General features: G+C 62.1%; 13 protein-coding genes and 1 pseudogene. 1 reads left to right on the top strand and 13 read right to left on the bottom strand.

The window, feature by feature from the left end; all coding sequences use genetic code 11:
* Window positions 1–6: 6 nt before the first annotated feature.
* The 4 genes and pseudogenes from ACVJGD_RS16725 to ACVJGD_RS16740 all read right to left on the bottom strand — a co-directional run bounded on the left by ACVJGD_RS16725 (window position 7) and on the right by ACVJGD_RS16740 (window position 5,064).
* A complete protein-coding gene (locus tag ACVJGD_RS16725) occupies window positions 7–1,257 on the bottom strand; it encodes an ABC transporter substrate-binding protein (protein ID WP_456635370.1) in 1,251 nt (416 codons plus the stop codon).
* Window positions 1,258–1,282: 25 nt separating this feature from the next.
* A pseudogene (locus tag ACVJGD_RS16730) lies at window positions 1,283–3,659 on the bottom strand (xanthine dehydrogenase family protein molybdopterin-binding subunit).
* Window positions 3,656–4,207 carry a (2Fe-2S)-binding protein gene (locus tag ACVJGD_RS16735; RefSeq protein WP_456635371.1) on the bottom strand — a complete coding sequence of 184 codons (552 nt, stop codon included), beginning with the start codon at window positions 4,205–4,207 and terminating at the stop codon, window positions 3,656–3,658. The pseudogene ACVJGD_RS16730 and the gene ACVJGD_RS16735 overlap by 4 nt, the downstream one beginning before the upstream one ends.
* On the bottom strand, window positions 4,204–5,064 hold the full coding sequence (locus tag ACVJGD_RS16740; RefSeq protein WP_456635372.1) for an FAD binding domain-containing protein: 861 nt from the start codon (window positions 5,062–5,064) through the stop codon (window positions 4,204–4,206). The genes ACVJGD_RS16735 and ACVJGD_RS16740 overlap by 4 nt, the downstream gene beginning before the upstream one ends.
* 251 nt (window positions 5,065–5,315) lie before the next feature.
* On the opposite strand from ACVJGD_RS16740, the gene ACVJGD_RS16745 reads away from it, so the two are divergent.
* On the top strand, window positions 5,316–5,930 hold the full coding sequence (locus ACVJGD_RS16745) for a TetR/AcrR family transcriptional regulator (protein WP_456635373.1): 615 nt from the start codon (window positions 5,316–5,318) through the stop codon (window positions 5,928–5,930).
* 55 nt (window positions 5,931–5,985) lie between these two features.
* Here the strand turns inward: ACVJGD_RS16745 and ACVJGD_RS16750 are convergent, their stop codons facing one another.
* The 9 genes from ACVJGD_RS16750 to ACVJGD_RS16790 all read right to left on the bottom strand — a co-directional run bounded on the left by ACVJGD_RS16750 (window position 5,986) and on the right by ACVJGD_RS16790 (window position 15,401).
* Window positions 5,986–7,389, bottom strand: a complete 1,404-nt coding sequence (locus tag ACVJGD_RS16750) for an amidase (protein ID WP_456635374.1) — start codon at window positions 7,387–7,389, stop codon at window positions 5,986–5,988.
* A gap of 32 nt (window positions 7,390–7,421) precedes the next feature.
* A complete protein-coding gene (locus ACVJGD_RS16755; protein ID WP_456635375.1) occupies window positions 7,422–8,183 on the bottom strand; it encodes an SDR family NAD(P)-dependent oxidoreductase in 762 nt (253 codons plus the stop codon).
* 82 nt (window positions 8,184–8,265) lie between these two features.
* A complete protein-coding gene (locus ACVJGD_RS16760; RefSeq protein ID WP_456635376.1) occupies window positions 8,266–8,976 on the bottom strand; it encodes an ABC transporter ATP-binding protein in 711 nt (236 codons plus the stop codon).
* Complete coding sequence (locus tag ACVJGD_RS16765; RefSeq protein WP_456635377.1) at window positions 8,966–9,685, bottom strand: ATP-binding cassette domain-containing protein; 720 nt, start codon at window positions 9,683–9,685, stop codon at window positions 8,966–8,968. The genes ACVJGD_RS16760 and ACVJGD_RS16765 overlap by 11 nt, the downstream gene beginning before the upstream one ends.
* Window position 9,686: 1 nt before the next feature.
* The gene (locus tag ACVJGD_RS16770) at window positions 9,687–10,760 is read right to left on the bottom strand and encodes a branched-chain amino acid ABC transporter permease (protein ID WP_456635378.1); all 1,074 of its coding nucleotides are present in this window, start codon (window positions 10,758–10,760) and stop codon (window positions 9,687–9,689) included.
* 11 nt (window positions 10,761–10,771) lie between these two features.
* On the bottom strand, window positions 10,772–11,638 hold the full coding sequence (locus ACVJGD_RS16775; RefSeq protein ID WP_456635379.1) for an ABC transporter permease subunit: 867 nt from the start codon (window positions 11,636–11,638) through the stop codon (window positions 10,772–10,774).
* Between the two features lie 75 nt (window positions 11,639–11,713).
* Window positions 11,714–12,952, bottom strand: coding sequence for an urea ABC transporter substrate-binding protein (locus tag ACVJGD_RS16780; RefSeq protein ID WP_456635380.1), 1,239 nt, complete (start codon window positions 12,950–12,952; stop codon window positions 11,714–11,716).
* A gap of 32 nt (window positions 12,953–12,984) precedes the next feature.
* Complete coding sequence (locus ACVJGD_RS16785; protein WP_456635381.1) at window positions 12,985–13,983, bottom strand: acetamidase/formamidase family protein; 999 nt, start codon at window positions 13,981–13,983, stop codon at window positions 12,985–12,987.
* A gap of 17 nt (window positions 13,984–14,000) precedes the next feature.
* A complete protein-coding gene (locus ACVJGD_RS16790; RefSeq protein WP_456635382.1) occupies window positions 14,001–15,401 on the bottom strand; it encodes an amidase in 1,401 nt (466 codons plus the stop codon).
* Between the last annotated feature and the right edge of the window lie 77 nt (window positions 15,402–15,478).

Below are 15,478 nucleotides of genomic sequence, written 5' to 3' on the forward strand. Positions count from 1 at the left end.
CGGACGTCAGTTTGGGTGGCCGAGTTCGCTGCAGCTCCGCAGCATATCCTCGGACCCCGCATCGTTGGCAATAATCGCAAACAGATCGCTATCGTTGGCCATTGCGGACTTTTTCTTGGACTCGAGCACGAGGACTGACTGCACCGACTGGTGGTCGCACTTGCGGTAATGCTGTGGGCCCTTGGTCAGATCGTATTCGAGCTTCTCCAGCGCCCCGACTACCTTGTCCGTGTCCGTGCCACCCGCCGCCTGCATCGCATGCAGAAGAGATGCGACGCCGGAATAGCCATAGGCCCCGTAATCGGTGGGGATCGCCCCACCATTGGCGGCGCGGAAGGCGGCGTTGAAATCGGCGGCCGATTTGCTCTGCTTCTCCAGCCCCCAATAATAGTTGGCGCCGCCCACGACACCCTCGAAGACTTCGGGACCGACTGCGAGCCGCTGGTTATGCAGAATGACCGGCACCACGATCTTCATCTGCTGCTTGATGCCGAAATCCACGGCCTGCTTGATGGCATTGGCCTGGTCGCGGCCGAAATTGCTGATGCAAAGGACATCGGGCCGCATCGACATCAAACGCGGCATGAAAGTGGAATAGTCGGCGGCGCCGAACGGATGCAGGATTTCGCCGATGTTCTCGGCGCCGATCGCAGCCTGCGCGCGCTTGAAGCCGCGCAGCATCTCGTGACCATAGGCATAGTCGGCCACGAGATGCACGACCTTCGTGCCTTTCTTCATGGTCTGCCGCGCCACCGCCGCCGTGGTCATGTGGGGATTCAACGCCTCATGGAAGGTGTATTTGCTGAAGTCCTTGGCCTCGTTGATCGTATCGGACTGGCTGATCGAGACATAGATCACGCCGCGGGCGCGCGTGACCTCGTTGACCGCGAGCTGCACGGCACTCGACAGCGCGCCGACAACGGCATGGACCTTGTCCTTCTCGATCAGTTCGAGCGTCCGCGTCGCGGCCTCGCCGGCATTGAGCTTGTCGTCGCGCACCAGGAGCTCGACCTTGCGGCCGGCGATACCGCCCTTGTCATTGACCAGCTTGACGGCGAGCTCGGCGCATTTGACCTGGTCGCGCGCCTCGGCGGCAAAGGGGCCGGTCAACGGCGTTGGAAAACCGATCCGGATCGTCTCATCGGCCGCGCGCGAGATCCGTGGCATGGCAAGCGTGGCGAGGCTCGCCGACATTCCCGCCAGTGCAGTGCGGCGAGAGATTCTCACTGGTGTCAGTCTCGAATTGGATTTTCGCATGATTTCCTCCTTTGATGTATCTTTTCTAAAATCGTTTCAGCGCTTTAAGGACACGCGCGGGCGTGATCGGAATCGCGTTGATCGACGCGTCAAACGGCGAGAGCGCGTCGTTGACGGCGTTAAGCACACAGGCTGAGGCAGCCGCAGTACCGGCCCTCCCCGCACCCCTTGGCGCCGAGCTCGGTATCGCCGGTCGGCGTCTCCACGTGTTCGATGACGATGTCAGGCATCTCCATCGCCATCGGAACCAGGTAATCGGCCAGCGAACCATTCAGGAGCTGGCCGGTCTCGCTGTAGCGACATTCCTCCAACAAGGCCGCCCCCAGGCCCTGCACAACACCACCCCGCAGTTGCTCGTCCACCAGCATCGGGTTGATGACGCGGCCGCAATCCTCGACAACGAAATGCTTCAGGATCTTGATGAAGCCGGTCTCGACGTCGACCTCCAGGTGACACCCCTGGATGCCGTTGGTGAATGCGAACGGATAGCCTTGCGGGGCGAAGTGATGGCTCACCGTAAGTTGCGCCTGCGCACCTGGCGGCAGCGTATCGGAGCGAAAATAGGCGATCCGCGCGATCTCCGCGATTGGCAGGCGCTGCTGCCTGGTGACCGCATCGACGACCTCACCATCGACAATGTCGAGCGCCGCCGGCTGCTCCTGGAGCACCAGCGCGGCAATCTGCAGAATGTTGGCCTTGAGCGCCCGCGCGGCGCGGAGTGCTGTCTCTCCGCCGATGCCCGCGCCGCGACAGGCCCAGGTGGCGCCGCCATGCGGCGTCACCTCTGTATCGCCCGTGACGACTCTGACGTGCTCCTGCGCAAGCCCGAGCTGATCGGCGACGATCTGGCCGATGATCGCCTCGGTGCCCTGTCCCTGCTCGGTCACCGAGATCATGCAGCGGACTTCGCCAGAGGGCGTGAGGCTGATGATCGCGCCATCCTGTGAGGAAATCCGTGCGCCCCCCACGCCGTAGAAAGCGGGACCGGGATTGGTGATCTCGACGAAGGTGGCAATCCCGATCCCGCGATAGATGTGGCGTGCCCGCAGCGCCGCCTGCTCGGCGCGGAGCGCGCCATAGTCCATCATGTCGTGCAGACGCTTCAGGCAGGCTTGATGCGACAGCGCTTCGAACTTGTATCCGGTCGGCGACGTCAGCGGATAGGCATCGTCCGCGATCAGGTTCTGCGCGCGCATCGCGAAAGGATCGATCCCGATCCGGCTCGCGGCAAGATCGACCAGGCGCTCGGTGACGGCGCAGGCAATGGGATGGCCGACGGCGCGATACTGGCTGGTCTGCACCTTGTTCTGGAAGATCACCTCCAGGGCGGCGCGATAGCTCTTGAAACGATAGGGCGCGCCGATCAGGCGGATGACCTGATTGCCTTCGACCACGCTGGTGCGCGGATAGGTCGAGAAGGCACCGATCGCCGTCACGTCGTGCACGTCCATGGCGAGGATTTCGCCCTTCGCGTCGAGCGCCATGCGGGCGCGCACGCGGTGATCGCGCGCATGGATGTCGGACACGAAGGATTCGATGCGATCGGCAACGAACTTGACCGGCCGCCCCAGCATGATGGAGAGCCCGACGACCGCCATGTCCTCGTGATAGACATGCAACTTCATCCCGAACGATCCGCCGATATCGGGCGCGATAACGCGCACCCGGGCTTCCGGAATGCCATAGTGGCGGGAGTAGAGATCCTGGAACTGATAAGGCGTCTGCGTCCCATGATGGACGGTGAGCATGCCGGCGCTGGGATCGTAGTCCGCCAGGATAGCCCGCGGCTCGAGCGTGACGGCCGTGTGGCGGCCGAATGTGAATTCCTCCTCGACCACATGGGCAGCCTGTGCGAAAGCATCCTCGACGCCACCGCTGTCGAGTTGGCTCCTGAAGCAGACGTTCCCGCTGCTGCCGGGATTCACAAGCGGCGTCCCGGGCCTCCGCGCGATCTCGGCATCGACGACGGCAGGGAGTTCCTCGTAGTCGACGACGATCAACTCCAGCGCATCCTCGGCGATCGCCCGGCTCTCGGCGACGACAGCGGCCACCGCCTGGCCGGCCCACACCACCCGTTCCAGCGGCAGCGGAAGCTGTGGTTCGGAGGTCATGCCCTTGAAATGGTCGAGCGTTCCGGTCCAGGGCGTGCAGATCTTTGCGAGATCGGCGCCGGTCGCAACGAGATGGACGCCTTCCAGCGCGCGAGCCTGCTCGATGTCGATCGCAACAATCCGTGCATGCGCATGCGGGCTGCGCAGGAACGCGGCGTGCAGCATGCGCGGCAGGCTGATGTCGCTGACATAGCGGCCGCGCCCGGCCAGCAAACGCTTGGCATTCGGGCGAGGCACGGAACGACCGATATAGGAGTTCGGACGATCGAGCGAGGTGAGCGGCGCAATCATGACGACTCGCCTCCACCCTTGTGTGATGACCCAGCCATGCGCGCCTCGGCGACGGCTTCGATGGCGTCGACGATCGCCTCGTAACCCGTGCAGCGGCAGTAGTTTCCTGACAGCGCGTCGCGGATCTCCAGCCGGTTCGGCCTATCCACCAGCGACAGAAGTTCATGGGCGCTGATCAACATCCCCGGCGTGCAGAAACCGCACTGCAGCGCATTGCGCCGGTGAAACTCGGCCTGCAGATCGCCGACCGCGCCGCTCTCGGAAAGTCCCTCGATGGTCTCGATCCGCGCACCGTCGGCCTGGATCGCATACATCAGGCAGGCGTGCACGGCCTGTCCCTCGAGCAGCACGAGACAGGCGCCGCACGCACCCATCTCACAGCCGGCATGGGTGCCGGTGAGTTCAAGCTCGTTGCGCAGGCAATCGACGAGCGTATCGCGCGGCGCCACCTGGCAGGCAACTTTCCGGCCATTGATCGTGAAGCGCACGCGAATGGTCTCATCCGCCCCGATCACATTCGACGACGTGTTCTCCCGGGCCTTGCTCATGCGCCCTCACCGATGCGCGCCAGAAGACGGCCGAGCAGCACCCGGGCAAGATGCAGCCTCATCGCAGCCGGTACCTCGTCGCTCTCGGGCGGCGCGAGATCGGCCTGAAGCGCCGCCTGGGCTGACGCGATCCGCGTCGCGTCCAGGCGAAATCCGTTCAGCACGGCCTCGGCGACTTTCGCCCGCGTCGGCACATTTCCGACCGAAAAGAACGCGATTCGGATCCGCTCGATCCGATCGCCTTCGGATGAGGCCATGATGCCGCATCCGACCAGCGCGTAGTCGCCACGACGGCGCGCGAGTTCATCAAAGGCAAAACGCTGGTTGCTCTTGAAGAGCGGAACGTACACGGCGGTAACGAGTTCACCCGGCTGCAGGACCGTCTCGAACAAATCGAGAAAGAAGTCGTCAGCCTTGACGCGCCTGTTGCCTGCCTGGCCTGCGATCTCGATCTCCGCGTCGAGCGCCAGCATCATGGCGGGAAATTCGGAAGCCGGATCGGCAAGCGCGATGCTGCCGCCGAGCGTCCCGCGATTGCGGATGGCAGGATGGGCTACGAAAGGCGCCGCCGCCCGCAGCAGCGGCGCGTACTCACCAATCAAGGGCTCGCTGAGCATATCCCGATGGCGCGTGAGCGCGCCGATACGCAAGGATTCCCCCTCGCAGCAGACACCGCGCAGTTCCGTTATGTGGGTGATGTCGATCAACAGCTCCGGTGCCTGCAGCCGCAGCGACAGCGCGGGCACAAGACTTTGTCCGCCGGCAATGAAGCGCGCGTCATCGCCGGCGCGAGCATGGGCGCTCAACGCTTCGTCGATCGTGCTCGCACGCAAATAGCTGAAAGCCCTCGCTTTCATGGCCATTTCCTCGATCCGTCGGCTCGCCAGCCGGGATTGCCAGATTTGTGACCATCTGGTCTCAAAATCCTGGCATGCCGGCATCCGACCGTCAACCCGGAATTGACCATTTGGTCACAAATTGAAGTCGCGCTATGAAGACCCGATCGTTGCAACCAAGACACGATATGGCCAGGAAAACACAGAAGAAGGCGAAGCGAGCGACCAAGCGGCAAACAGGAAGCCTCACGGCTGCGCCACGACGCCGCAACATGCGTGCGGCCGATCGGGAACGGCTGATCGTGGACCAGGCGATCCGCTTTTTTGCCGAGCGCGGCTTCGAAGGTCAGACGCGCGAGCTTGCCCGGCGCATGGGCATTACGCACTCGGCGATTTACCGGCATTTCCCGAGCAAGGAGGCGCTGATCGAGCGCGTCTACCAGGAAGTCTATCTCAGTCGCTGGTCTCCCGACTGGGGTCCTTTAATTCGCAATCGCGCCTTGTCGTTGGATGTGCGGCTCACGCGCTTCTATCTGGACTATGTCGCGCGCGTGTTCGAGTACAATTGGGTTCGGATCTTCGTCTTCTCGGGGATGAAATCATTCGGAATCGCTGGCCGCTACCTCGATCTCGTCCGCCGCGAGATCATTGAGCCGGCGGCCCGCGAGTTGCGCCACGAATTGATGCTGCCTGATACGGATGTGCACGCGCTCGGGGAGCGCGAGACAGAGATGTTTTGGGGCTTGCATGGCCGCATCTTCTATCTGGCCATCCGCAAATTCATCTATGAAACGCCAATCCCTTCCGATCTGGATGAGATCGTGCGGGACGCCATCCAGGTGTTCCTGGATGGCGCAAGAAGGACGATGCCAAAGCTGCTGACTTGACGCTTGGTATCGGAAGGCGTGCGAGGTCTTCGCGTATACCTCCCGGTAGACACAGTCATCCAATCGGCGGCCGCAGCGCATGCCAGTCCGTGATCGACTGGAACGCGTGGGCCGCGCGAGCAAGCACATCCTCGGACAGATGCGGGCCGACCAGTTGCATGCTCAACGGCATCCCGTCCGACGCCATCCCCATCGGGAGCGTAATCGTCGGACTTCCGCTGAAGTCGAACACCGCAGTGAAGCGCAGGATGCTCAACAGCACATTCGGATCGGCGCCATATTCACTCATCTTCGCAAGGGTCGGGATCGGCACCGGCATCGTCGGGATGAGCAGGAGATCGATATCCCCAAACAATGCCGCCAGGCTGCCGCAGAACTTGAGGCGCTCATGATGAATGGCTGCGATATCGATCCCGCTCATCGACCTGCCCTGCTCGATGAGCTGCGCAAGGTCCGGACCATACTCCGACTTGCGCGACGGATATGTCTTCAGGTGAGCTTCGGCCGTCTCGACCGAGCACATCGGGATCCATAGGCTGACGAGTTTCTCGTAGGAGGGAAATCGAACCTCACGGATTTCGGCACCGAGGTCCACCAGCGTGTGCTCGGCTTCCAGCAGGGCCGCTACGACCTGCGGGTCGATTCCTTCCTGCGTGTATTTGCGATCGACGCCAATCCTGAGGCCGCGTACGCCATCTCCGATCCGAGCCAGATAGTTCGGAACAGGAGCCTGCAAAGCCGTCGGGTCGTTGGCATCCGCGCCTGCGATGACGCCCAGCATCGCTGCGGCGTCCGCTGCACTCCGACACATCGGTCCGATATGATCGAGCGAATCCGCCAGCGGGAAAATGCCGTATCGGCTCACCCGGCCCCACGTCGGCTTGATTCCGGTCAGCCCACAGGTCGCCGATGGAAACCTGATCGAACCGCCGGTATCACTTCCGATCGATCCATAGCAGAGCCCGGCAGAGGTGGCGACACCCGATCCGGTCGATGAGGAGCCGACCCAATAATCCGCATTCCAGGGATTGAGCGGGGCCTGATCGTCCGGATGATGGCTCGTATAGGCGCCTTCCGTCATCTTGAGCTTTCCGAGCATGACCGCGCCGGCGCGCTCGAGCCGATCGACGATCGTCGCATTGAACGACGGCACGAACTTCGCATGAATCTTCGTGCCGCCCGCCGTCGGTGCAAATGTCGTGTAGCACAGGTCCTTCAGTCCGATCGGAACGCCATGAAGCGGGCCGCGCCAAATGCCCTTGGCGATCTCGCTGTCATGCTTCCTCGCCTGCGCCATGGCCCGTTCCGCGAGGACGGCGGCATACCCATGCAAACTTCCATCGAGTCTATCGATACGACTCAGCGTTGCTTCGGTGACCTCTGAAGGTAAAGCCTCCTTGCGACGAAACAGTTCGGACAGTTCATTTATGGATGTGTAGTGTAGTTGATCCGCAGACATATCGATTTCCTGTTGTCATCGGGAAATACGCCTTAGAACTGGACGCCTCGTGTCAAGGCACCGTCGACGACAAGGTTCGTTCCCGTGATGAAGCTGGCGGCCCGGCTCGCAAGAAATACGGCGGCATTCGCCATCTCCTGCGGCGTGCCCATCCGTCCCGTCGGATTGAGCGCCAGTGCGGTCTTGTACAGTTCGGGATTGTTGTCCTTAATCATGTGCCAGACCCCGCCGTCGAAATAGGTGTTGCCCGGAGACACGGAATTGGCGCGTATGCCCTTCGCGGCGAGCTGGTAAGCCAAGCCCTGCGTATAGTGGATGATCGCAGCCTTGAAGGTGCCGTAGGGGCCGCTCGCAAAGTCGACCTCACGCCCGGAGACGCTGGAGATCGTCACGATCGCAGCGGCACTGCTCTTTTCCAGATAGGGCATCGCGGCATTCACCAGGCGGACCGTCCCCATCATGTCGGTGGAGAATTCCTTCTCCCAGCTTTCCTCGTCCTGCCCTATCGACAGGGCGCTGACATTGGCGACGACGACATCAATGCCGCCGAGTTTCGACGCCATGTCGCTGACCCAGGCCTTGAGTGCAGCACCATCGGAGACATCGACCGAGCCGCCAAAGGCCGCGACGCCCTTCGCCTTGAGTGCTGCGACGGCGCTATCCACGTCCGCCTGATTGCGCGCGCAAATTCCGACATTGGCGCCCTCAGTGGCGAAGGTCTCGGCGATCGCCCTGCCGATTCCCTTGGTGCTGCCCGTGACGAGGACGTTGGCTCCTTTAAGACCTAAATCCATGTTCGTCTCCCTCCCTGATCATTATGGACTTCAAACAACATGTTCATGAACAACGCATGTTCCTGGAAGAAGGCGGCCAGCCTCACAGCAGCAGTTGCGCACGGACATTGTCCGCGCTGACGTCCTCGCCGGCCAGTGAGCGCGTAATCTTGCCTTTTTCCATGATGTAGCAGCGCTCGGCGATCTCCAGGATCGTGTCGAGGTTCTGCTCGACGAAAACAATCGTCGTACCGAGTTCAGCCCGGAATGATTTCAGCGCATCGCAAATGTGCTGCACGATCGACGGCTGAATACCCTCGGACGGCTCGTCGAGGATCATCAGGGTCGGGTTTCCGATCAGAGCCCGGCCGATGGCGAGTTGCTGCTGCTCGCCTCCGGACATGGTGCCCGCAACCTGCCGCCGGCGCTCCCTCAGCCGTGGAAAATACTCGTAGACGAGCTCCGGCAGCTTCTTTCCCTCCGGCCCGCCGATCAGCTCGCCGACCTGCAGGTTTTCCTCGACGCTCATCTGCGGAAACACATCCCGCCCCTGCGGGATGTAGCCGAAGCCGGCGCGCGCCCGAGCATCGGCCTGCAACTGGGTTACATCCTGATCCAAAAAGGTGATCGTGCCGCGCCACGTCTCCAGAAGCCCGATGAGGCATCGCATCAGCGTCGACTTGCCGACGCCGTTCCGACCGATCACACCGACGATCTCACCGCGGGACACCGACATGCTGACGCCCTGCAGGATCGGCGTGGCGCCGTAGCCGGCCCAGAGTTCCGATACGTCCAGAATCCGATCAGTGGGCATGGGTCTTACCAAGGTAGATTTCAGCGACCTTCTCGTCCCGAATGATCGTCTCGAGACTGCCGCGCGCAAAGATCTTGCCGAGATGCAGCACGGTCACGCGTTGCGCGATCTGACGCACGAACGCCATATCATGCTCGACGACAAGAACCGTCATACCCTCGGCATTGAACGACTTGATGAGCTCTCCGGTCTTGAATGTCTCCTCCGGCGACATGCCGGCGGTCGGCTCGTCCAGCAGCAATAGCTGCGGTTGCAGCGCCAGCGCCATGCCGATCTCGAGCCATTGCTGCTGGCCGTGCGAAAGGGCCCCGGCCAATTTGCCGCTGTCCGACGCCAGATCGAGCAACGTGAGCAGCCGCTCTTCCTCGACGTCGCGCTCCGCGCCTGAAAATCGCCCCTGCAGCGCGATCTGGATATTCTGCCGGACCGGCAGTTCCTTGAAGACACTCGGCGCCTGCATCTTGATGCTCATGCCCCGCTGCACACGGGCAAAGGGACGCTCCTCGGTAATGTCGATGGAGTCGAAGAAGATGCTGCCTTTGGTTGGCGGATAGAGGCCGACGATCAGCTTGAACAGCGTGCTCTTGCCTGCCCCGTTGGGGCCGATCAGGCAATGAACCTCCCCGGCATTGACAGTCAGATCGACGTCTGAGACGGCCGTCAATCCGCCGAAGCGTTTGGTCACGCCCTTCACATCGACAAGCGCCATGTCAGGCCTCATCCGATTGCAGACGGCCGCTGTCCGCCAGCGCGGGACTCGCGCCGCTCCGCCGACGCCCGGTCCATCGATCAACCACAAGCTTGCCGACACCGAGCACGAAGCCCTGCGGCGCCAACATCACCGTGGCAAGCAGAAGCGTACCCATCAGCACGAGCGCGGCCTGTTGGCTATAAACTGTGATGGTCTGGAAGCCGAACAGCAGCAGGAACGAGCCAACCAGCGTTGCCGTCAGATCGCTCCGGCCCGAGAATGCGACCCACACGATCGGCATCGCGGCGGCCGGCAACCCGATGCTCGACGGGGTGATGAACTGTCCCCAGGACGTGTAGAGGGCGCCGCTGAGGCCCGCGAGCCCACTACCGATGACGAACGTGAGCAATTGATATTTGCGGACGTCATAGCCGAGCATCTCGGCGCGCTGCGGGTTCTCGCGCGTGGCAACGATCACGTTGCCGATGCGCGAGTTCACCAGCATGCGCAGCGCGATGTAGACGATCACGATGAGCGCGACCATGACGTAGTACAGCGCGGACCCCTCGATGTAGAAATCGCCGATGGTGAGCGGATCCATGCCCTTCATACCGTTGAAGCCGTTCAGCCGGGCAGTGCCGATGTGCCACTCCGGTCCGGCCGTCTGCCCAAGGAAGAACGCCAGCACCAGCGTCGCCGACAGCGTCACGATGCCGAAGAAGATGCCGCTGATGCCGCCCCAGATCATGAAGTAACCGAGGATGCCTGCCGCAATCATCGCGATGATGACCGAGAGGACGAGTGCTGCGATCGTCGTCGAACCTCCGCCCATGTTGATGGCCAGCACGCCGTAGGCATAACCGGAGATGCCGAAGAAGAACGTCTGGCCGAACGACAGCATGCCGCCATAGCCCCACATCAGGCAGAGGCCGAGCGCCATGAAGACCCAGATCAGGAAATAGGAGAAGTTGCCGACATCGTAGGAGTCCGCAAAGACCGGATAGATCAACGCGGCTGCCAGCACGGCGAGAAAGCAGGACCAGAACGTCCGTCCACGTCCCAGGGTCTGCGGACCATCAAGCAGTTTGAACATCACACCCCCGCTTAGCGCCCGCGACGGACCAGCACGCTGGACAGGCCTTCGGGCAAGACACGGATGATCAGGATCACTGCAAACAGCATGCCGATCTGGCCGATGATCTGCCCGTAGCTCGCATTGAGGGCCATTCGAATCATCGCCAGGAACACGGCGGCCGGCGCGGTGCCGAGCAGGACATTGGCGCCGCCGACCACGACGGTGACGAAACTCTCCACCACGAACGTCGCCCCCATCGTCGGAATCAGCGTCATCGTCGGTGCATAGAGCGCACCGCAGAGGCCGGCGAGCCCGGCGCCGATGCCGAAGCTGATCGCATAGATCCGTCCGGTGCGCGCACCCAGCGCCTTTGCCATGGCGGCATTCTGCATCGTCGCGCGCGCCATCACGCCGAAGCGTGTCTTCATAAAGATCACGTAGAGACCGATCAGCACCGCGACCGCACAGGCGAACAGCACCAGGCGATAGGTCGAGAATGTGTAGCCGCCGATGGCAAAACTGCCTTCCGGCGTGCCAATCCCCGTGACCGACGATCCCACGATCAGGAGCATCGATTGCGTGACGATCAGGCTGAGCCCCCAGGTAGCGAGCAAAGAGTCCAGCGGCCTTTTGTACAGCCGGCGAACGATGAGGTATTCGACGGCAACTCCGATCAACCCCGCCGTCAACGCGGCAAGCCCTTGCGCAATGGCAAGCGGCACGCCGAGCTTCACAAGTCCGACGGTCACGTAGGCGCCGCACATGATGAACTCGCCATGCGCCATGTTGATGACGCCCATCATGCCGAACACGATGGCGAGACCTGCCGCCGAGAGGATCAGAAACGCGAAGACGTCGGCAAACTGGTAGAATACCGAGAATAGTTCAGCCGACATCGCCGGTCTCCTGCTCCTTTCTTGCGCGCCGCAGCGATGCGGCGCCCGTGCAGTCCAAAGTCGCGACCGACTCCGTCACGACTTGTTGGGCAAATGACTCGGCGTGTACTGATCCTTGTCATTCTTCTTGGTGAGGTCGCAGCCGATGTCACCAAGCCAGTACGGCTTGATCGTCCCGTAGTCCTTCTCGACGGTCACTTCATGCTGGGGACCGACGGAGATCAGACGCATGCGGTGAGATGTGTGCTGGCTCTTCGGGTCGATGCAGACCTTGCCCTCGGGTGCATCGATGCAGGCGTCACCGGTCGCGATCACCTTGCGCATGTCCTCGAGCTTGGTCGATTTCGCCTTCTCGACCAGAGTCTTGTACATGTAGAGCGCGTTGTAGGCGTTGTAGCCCATGTCGTTGATGTAGAGTTCATCCGGGAACTTCGCATGCCAGCGCTTCTTGAAGTCGTTGGCTTCGGGCGTATCGATTTCCTCGAACCAGTTCGCGGTCGCATGCATGTTGTTGAGCGCCGGCGGCTTGAACCGCTTATGCTCGAAGCCGAGCATGACCTTGATCGATGAGCCCATCGGCAAATTGAGCTTCGCCGCGGCGGCCTGCTCGAAGAACGAGTCCTGCGCAGCGCCGACATTGATCGTAAGGAGCCAATCCGGCTTGGCCTTCTGGATGTTCTGGATCGTCTGCGCGAACTGTGAAACCCCGAGCGGGATGAATTCCTCACCGACCACCTCGCCGCCGAGATCCTTCATGATCTTCCGGTTCCACTCCGCCGAAATCTGCCCGAAGTTGTAGTCGGCGGCGATGACGTAGACCTTCTTGCCGAACTTCTCGACCATCCAGGGGATCAGCGTCGAGAACTGCTGCTCGGGTACCGCCCCCATGCTGATCATGCTGGCGTCGCAGACCCCGCCTTCGTACTGGTTGGTGTAGAAGTACGGCGTGGTCGTTCGATCGATGATCGGCCGGACAGCTTCGCGCGAAGCTGACGTGATGCCCCCGATCAGCACGTCGACCTTGTCGCGGCTGAGCAGACGTCGCGCAAACTCCTGATAGCGGGCGTTATCGCCCTGTGGATCGAGATGGATGAGTTCGATCTGCCGCCCGAGGATGCCGCCGCTCTTGTTGATCTCCTCGACCGCAAGCTGCGAGCCGTGGAGTTTCGGCATGCCCATGAACGCGAGATCGCCGGAGACGTCTTCGAGCAGGCCCACTTTCAGCGGAGGCTCGGCCGCCCGAGCGGCACTGAGCGCCGCCGTCCCGAGCACGACGCCAAGAAACGCAGCCTTAAGCAGATGTCCTGATTTCATTGAAATGTCCCCTTGTTGAAAGCCGCTGAAATTTACGCCTTGAGATAGCTTTTCAGGATCGATGCACCCATCGTGTATTTCGGGTCGACCATGTTGCCGAGCCGCATGCGCCCTGCCTGGCTGAGCAGCATGTACGCGTCGATCTCGTCGAAGCCGTAATCGGCACTCATCCATCGCGTCAGTTCGCGATAGGCGATGCGGGCCGCATCCTCGAGCGGGCGCGCGCTGCCGATCGTCATGATGAAGTCGCGCGTCTCCAGACGCGGCCAGGCGAAACTCCAGTTCTTGATCAGGTCGATCTGGAGCGTGACCGTCGCCCGCTGTTCGAGCGCAACACCCGAGAGTTCACCATCACCCTGTGTTGCATGGCAGTCACCGACATAAAGCAGCCCACCCTCGGCATGCACGGGTAAATAGAGAATGGCCCCGGGCGCGACATCGGGCAGGTCCATGTTGCCGCCGTGATAGTCCGGCTGCAGCGAGGAGATCGCCTCGATTTCGGGTGATACACCAATCGTGCCGATGAACGGCTCGTAGGGCAGCGTGATCTTGTCGTTCCAGCGCACGCCGTTCCTGTCGACATGCAGCTTGCGGACACGCTCGGGCAGTGGCGGATTCAGCATCGCCGTCGAGGTCGTGCCAACGAGACCGCCGAATTCGGGGATGATGCAGGTCGTCCCGGCCGGCTGCTCGCCGCGTGTCTCGACGTCGTGGATATAGACGGCGAGGCAATCGCCTTTCTTGGCGCCCTTGACCGCAATCGGTCCGCATTGCGGGTTCAGGTACGGAAAATTCAGTTTCGCCGTGGGGCTGTCGCTCTCGCTTGTGAGCACGCCGCCGAACGCGTCCTCGGTTTCGACGACGACGATCTCTCCCGGATCGATCGACAGCGTCGGCTTCGCATAAGGTCCGTAGACGTAGTGAAAGCCCCCCTGCTGCTCGATCGTCAGACTACGCTTCGCACCAGCCGCCCCCTTGGCGAGGGCCCGCTTCGACATGATGGAACTCTGCAACCAATCTTCTGCTTTCATGCGAACGGCTCCTCGGATCAGAGATTGGGATGACGCTTGTGCCAATCAGTGGCGCGCTGGAACGCATCGCCCGCGTGGACGAGCGCCGCTTCGTCGAAATGGCGGCCGACAAACTGGAAGGCGATCGGACCGCCGTTCGCCGCGAATCCGCCCGGAAGGGTGATGGTCGGGCTTCCGGTCATGTCGAACGGACAGGTAAAGCGCAACAACCCGGCAATCAGGGAAGCGTCTTCGCCAAGCGTCGCCATCTTGGCGAGCGTGGGTGCGGCAAGCGCCTGGGCCGGCACGGCGATGAGATCGACCGTTTCGAACAGCCGTCGCACCGCGCCACGAAACGCTTCGCGTCGCAGCACGATCTTTTGATAGTCGGTGCCGGACTGCTGAAGGCCAAGATCGAGCAGTCCCGCAAGCGCCGGGCCATATTCGTCCTTGCGTGAGGGATAAGTCCCCTCATGTGCGACCGCCGCCTCGATGCCGCAAAGCGGAAACCAGTCGTCGACAATGGCCTTGGTATCCGGAAAAGTGATCTCACTGATCTCAGCGCCAAGCTCCGCCGCGACCCGCAAACCTTCGCTGAGGACCTTGCTTGCGGCCTCATCCGTGCCTTCGCTGGTCCAGCGGCGATCGACACCGATCACGACGCCCCGCAGATCGCCGGACAGGGCGGCAAGATAGTCCGGCACCGGCAGCGGCACAGTGGTGGTATCCTTGGCGTCCTCGCCGGCGATCGCACCGAGCATGGCTCCGCAGTCAACCGCGCTGCGCGTCATCGGCCCGATATGATCCAGCGTCGCCGCAAGTTCGAACGCGCCATAGCGACTGACCCGTCCCCAGGTCGGCTTCAGCCCGGTGATGCCGTTGGCTGCGGAAGGAAAGCGGATCGAGCCGCCCGTATCAGTCCCGAGCGATCCGAAGCAGAGGCCGGCCGCGGTGGCGGAACCCGAACCGCTCGAGGACGCGCCCGACCACAAATCTGCATTCCACGGATTTTTCGGCGGGTCGATCTTTGGATGATGATCGGCGTAGGCACCTTCGGTCTGCTGCAGCTTGCCGAGGATGATGGCGCCCGCATCCTTCAGCCGTGCGACGACCGTAGCATCCTCGCTTGGACGGAAGTCGCGGTGGATGGTCATGCCGTGCGCTGCGGGCGCGCCCCTGGCCCAACAGAGATCCTTGACCGCGACCGGCACGCCGTGCAGCGGCCCCTTGATCTTGCCGGAGGCGATTTCCTTTTCGGCAACAGCCGCTTGCGCAAGCGCGGAATCGGCCATGACATAGGCGTAACTCTTCAGCTTGGGATCGATCCGCTCAATCCGTTCGAGCATCGCCTTCGTCACTTCGACGGGCGACAGCTTCTTCGCCTGTATCTGCTGCCCAACCTCAACCAATCCGAGATAGCAAATATCCGTCGTCGGCATCGTCTTTCGTCCCCGCTCGTCGCTTCCCCGGCGCATCACGGCTGATCGTCGCGCACGCATCATCAGCCTGGCGACAC

The sequence above is a fragment of the Bradyrhizobium sp. USDA 10063 genome, from assembly GCF_054063735.1.

Coding starts and splice junctions, on each gene's coding strand:
- ACVJGD_RS16785 (WP_456635381.1), bottom strand. CDS start 13,983: ATGAAAGCAGAAGATTGGTTGCAGAGTTCCATCATGTCGAAGCGGGCC.
- ACVJGD_RS16760 (WP_456635376.1), bottom strand. CDS start 8,976: ATGCCCACTGATCGGATTCTGGACGTATCGGAACTCTGGGCCGGCTAC.
- ACVJGD_RS16775 (WP_456635379.1), bottom strand. CDS start 11,638: ATGTCGGCTGAACTATTCTCGGTATTCTACCAGTTTGCCGACGTCTTC.
- ACVJGD_RS16735 (WP_456635371.1), bottom strand. CDS start 4,207: ATGAGCAAGGCCCGGGAGAACACGTCGTCGAATGTGATCGGGGCGGAT.
- ACVJGD_RS16790 (WP_456635382.1), bottom strand. CDS start 15,401: ATGCCGACGACGGATATTTGCTATCTCGGATTGGTTGAGGTTGGGCAG.
- ACVJGD_RS16745 (WP_456635373.1), top strand. CDS start 5,316: ATGCGTGCGGCCGATCGGGAACGGCTGATCGTGGACCAGGCGATCCGC.
- ACVJGD_RS16725 (WP_456635370.1), bottom strand. CDS start 1,257: ATGCGAAAATCCAATTCGAGACTGACACCAGTGAGAATCTCTCGCCGC.
- ACVJGD_RS16740 (WP_456635372.1), bottom strand. CDS start 5,064: ATGAAAGCGAGGGCTTTCAGCTATTTGCGTGCGAGCACGATCGACGAA.
- ACVJGD_RS16750 (WP_456635374.1), bottom strand. CDS start 7,389: ATGTCTGCGGATCAACTACACTACACATCCATAAATGAACTGTCCGAA.
- ACVJGD_RS16755 (WP_456635375.1), bottom strand. CDS start 8,183: ATGGATTTAGGTCTTAAAGGAGCCAACGTCCTCGTCACGGGCAGCACC.
- ACVJGD_RS16765 (WP_456635377.1), bottom strand. CDS start 9,685: ATGGCGCTTGTCGATGTGAAGGGCGTGACCAAACGCTTCGGCGGATTG.
- ACVJGD_RS16780 (WP_456635380.1), bottom strand. CDS start 12,952: ATGAAATCAGGACATCTGCTTAAGGCTGCGTTTCTTGGCGTCGTGCTC.
- ACVJGD_RS16770 (WP_456635378.1), bottom strand. CDS start 10,760: ATGTTCAAACTGCTTGATGGTCCGCAGACCCTGGGACGTGGACGGACG.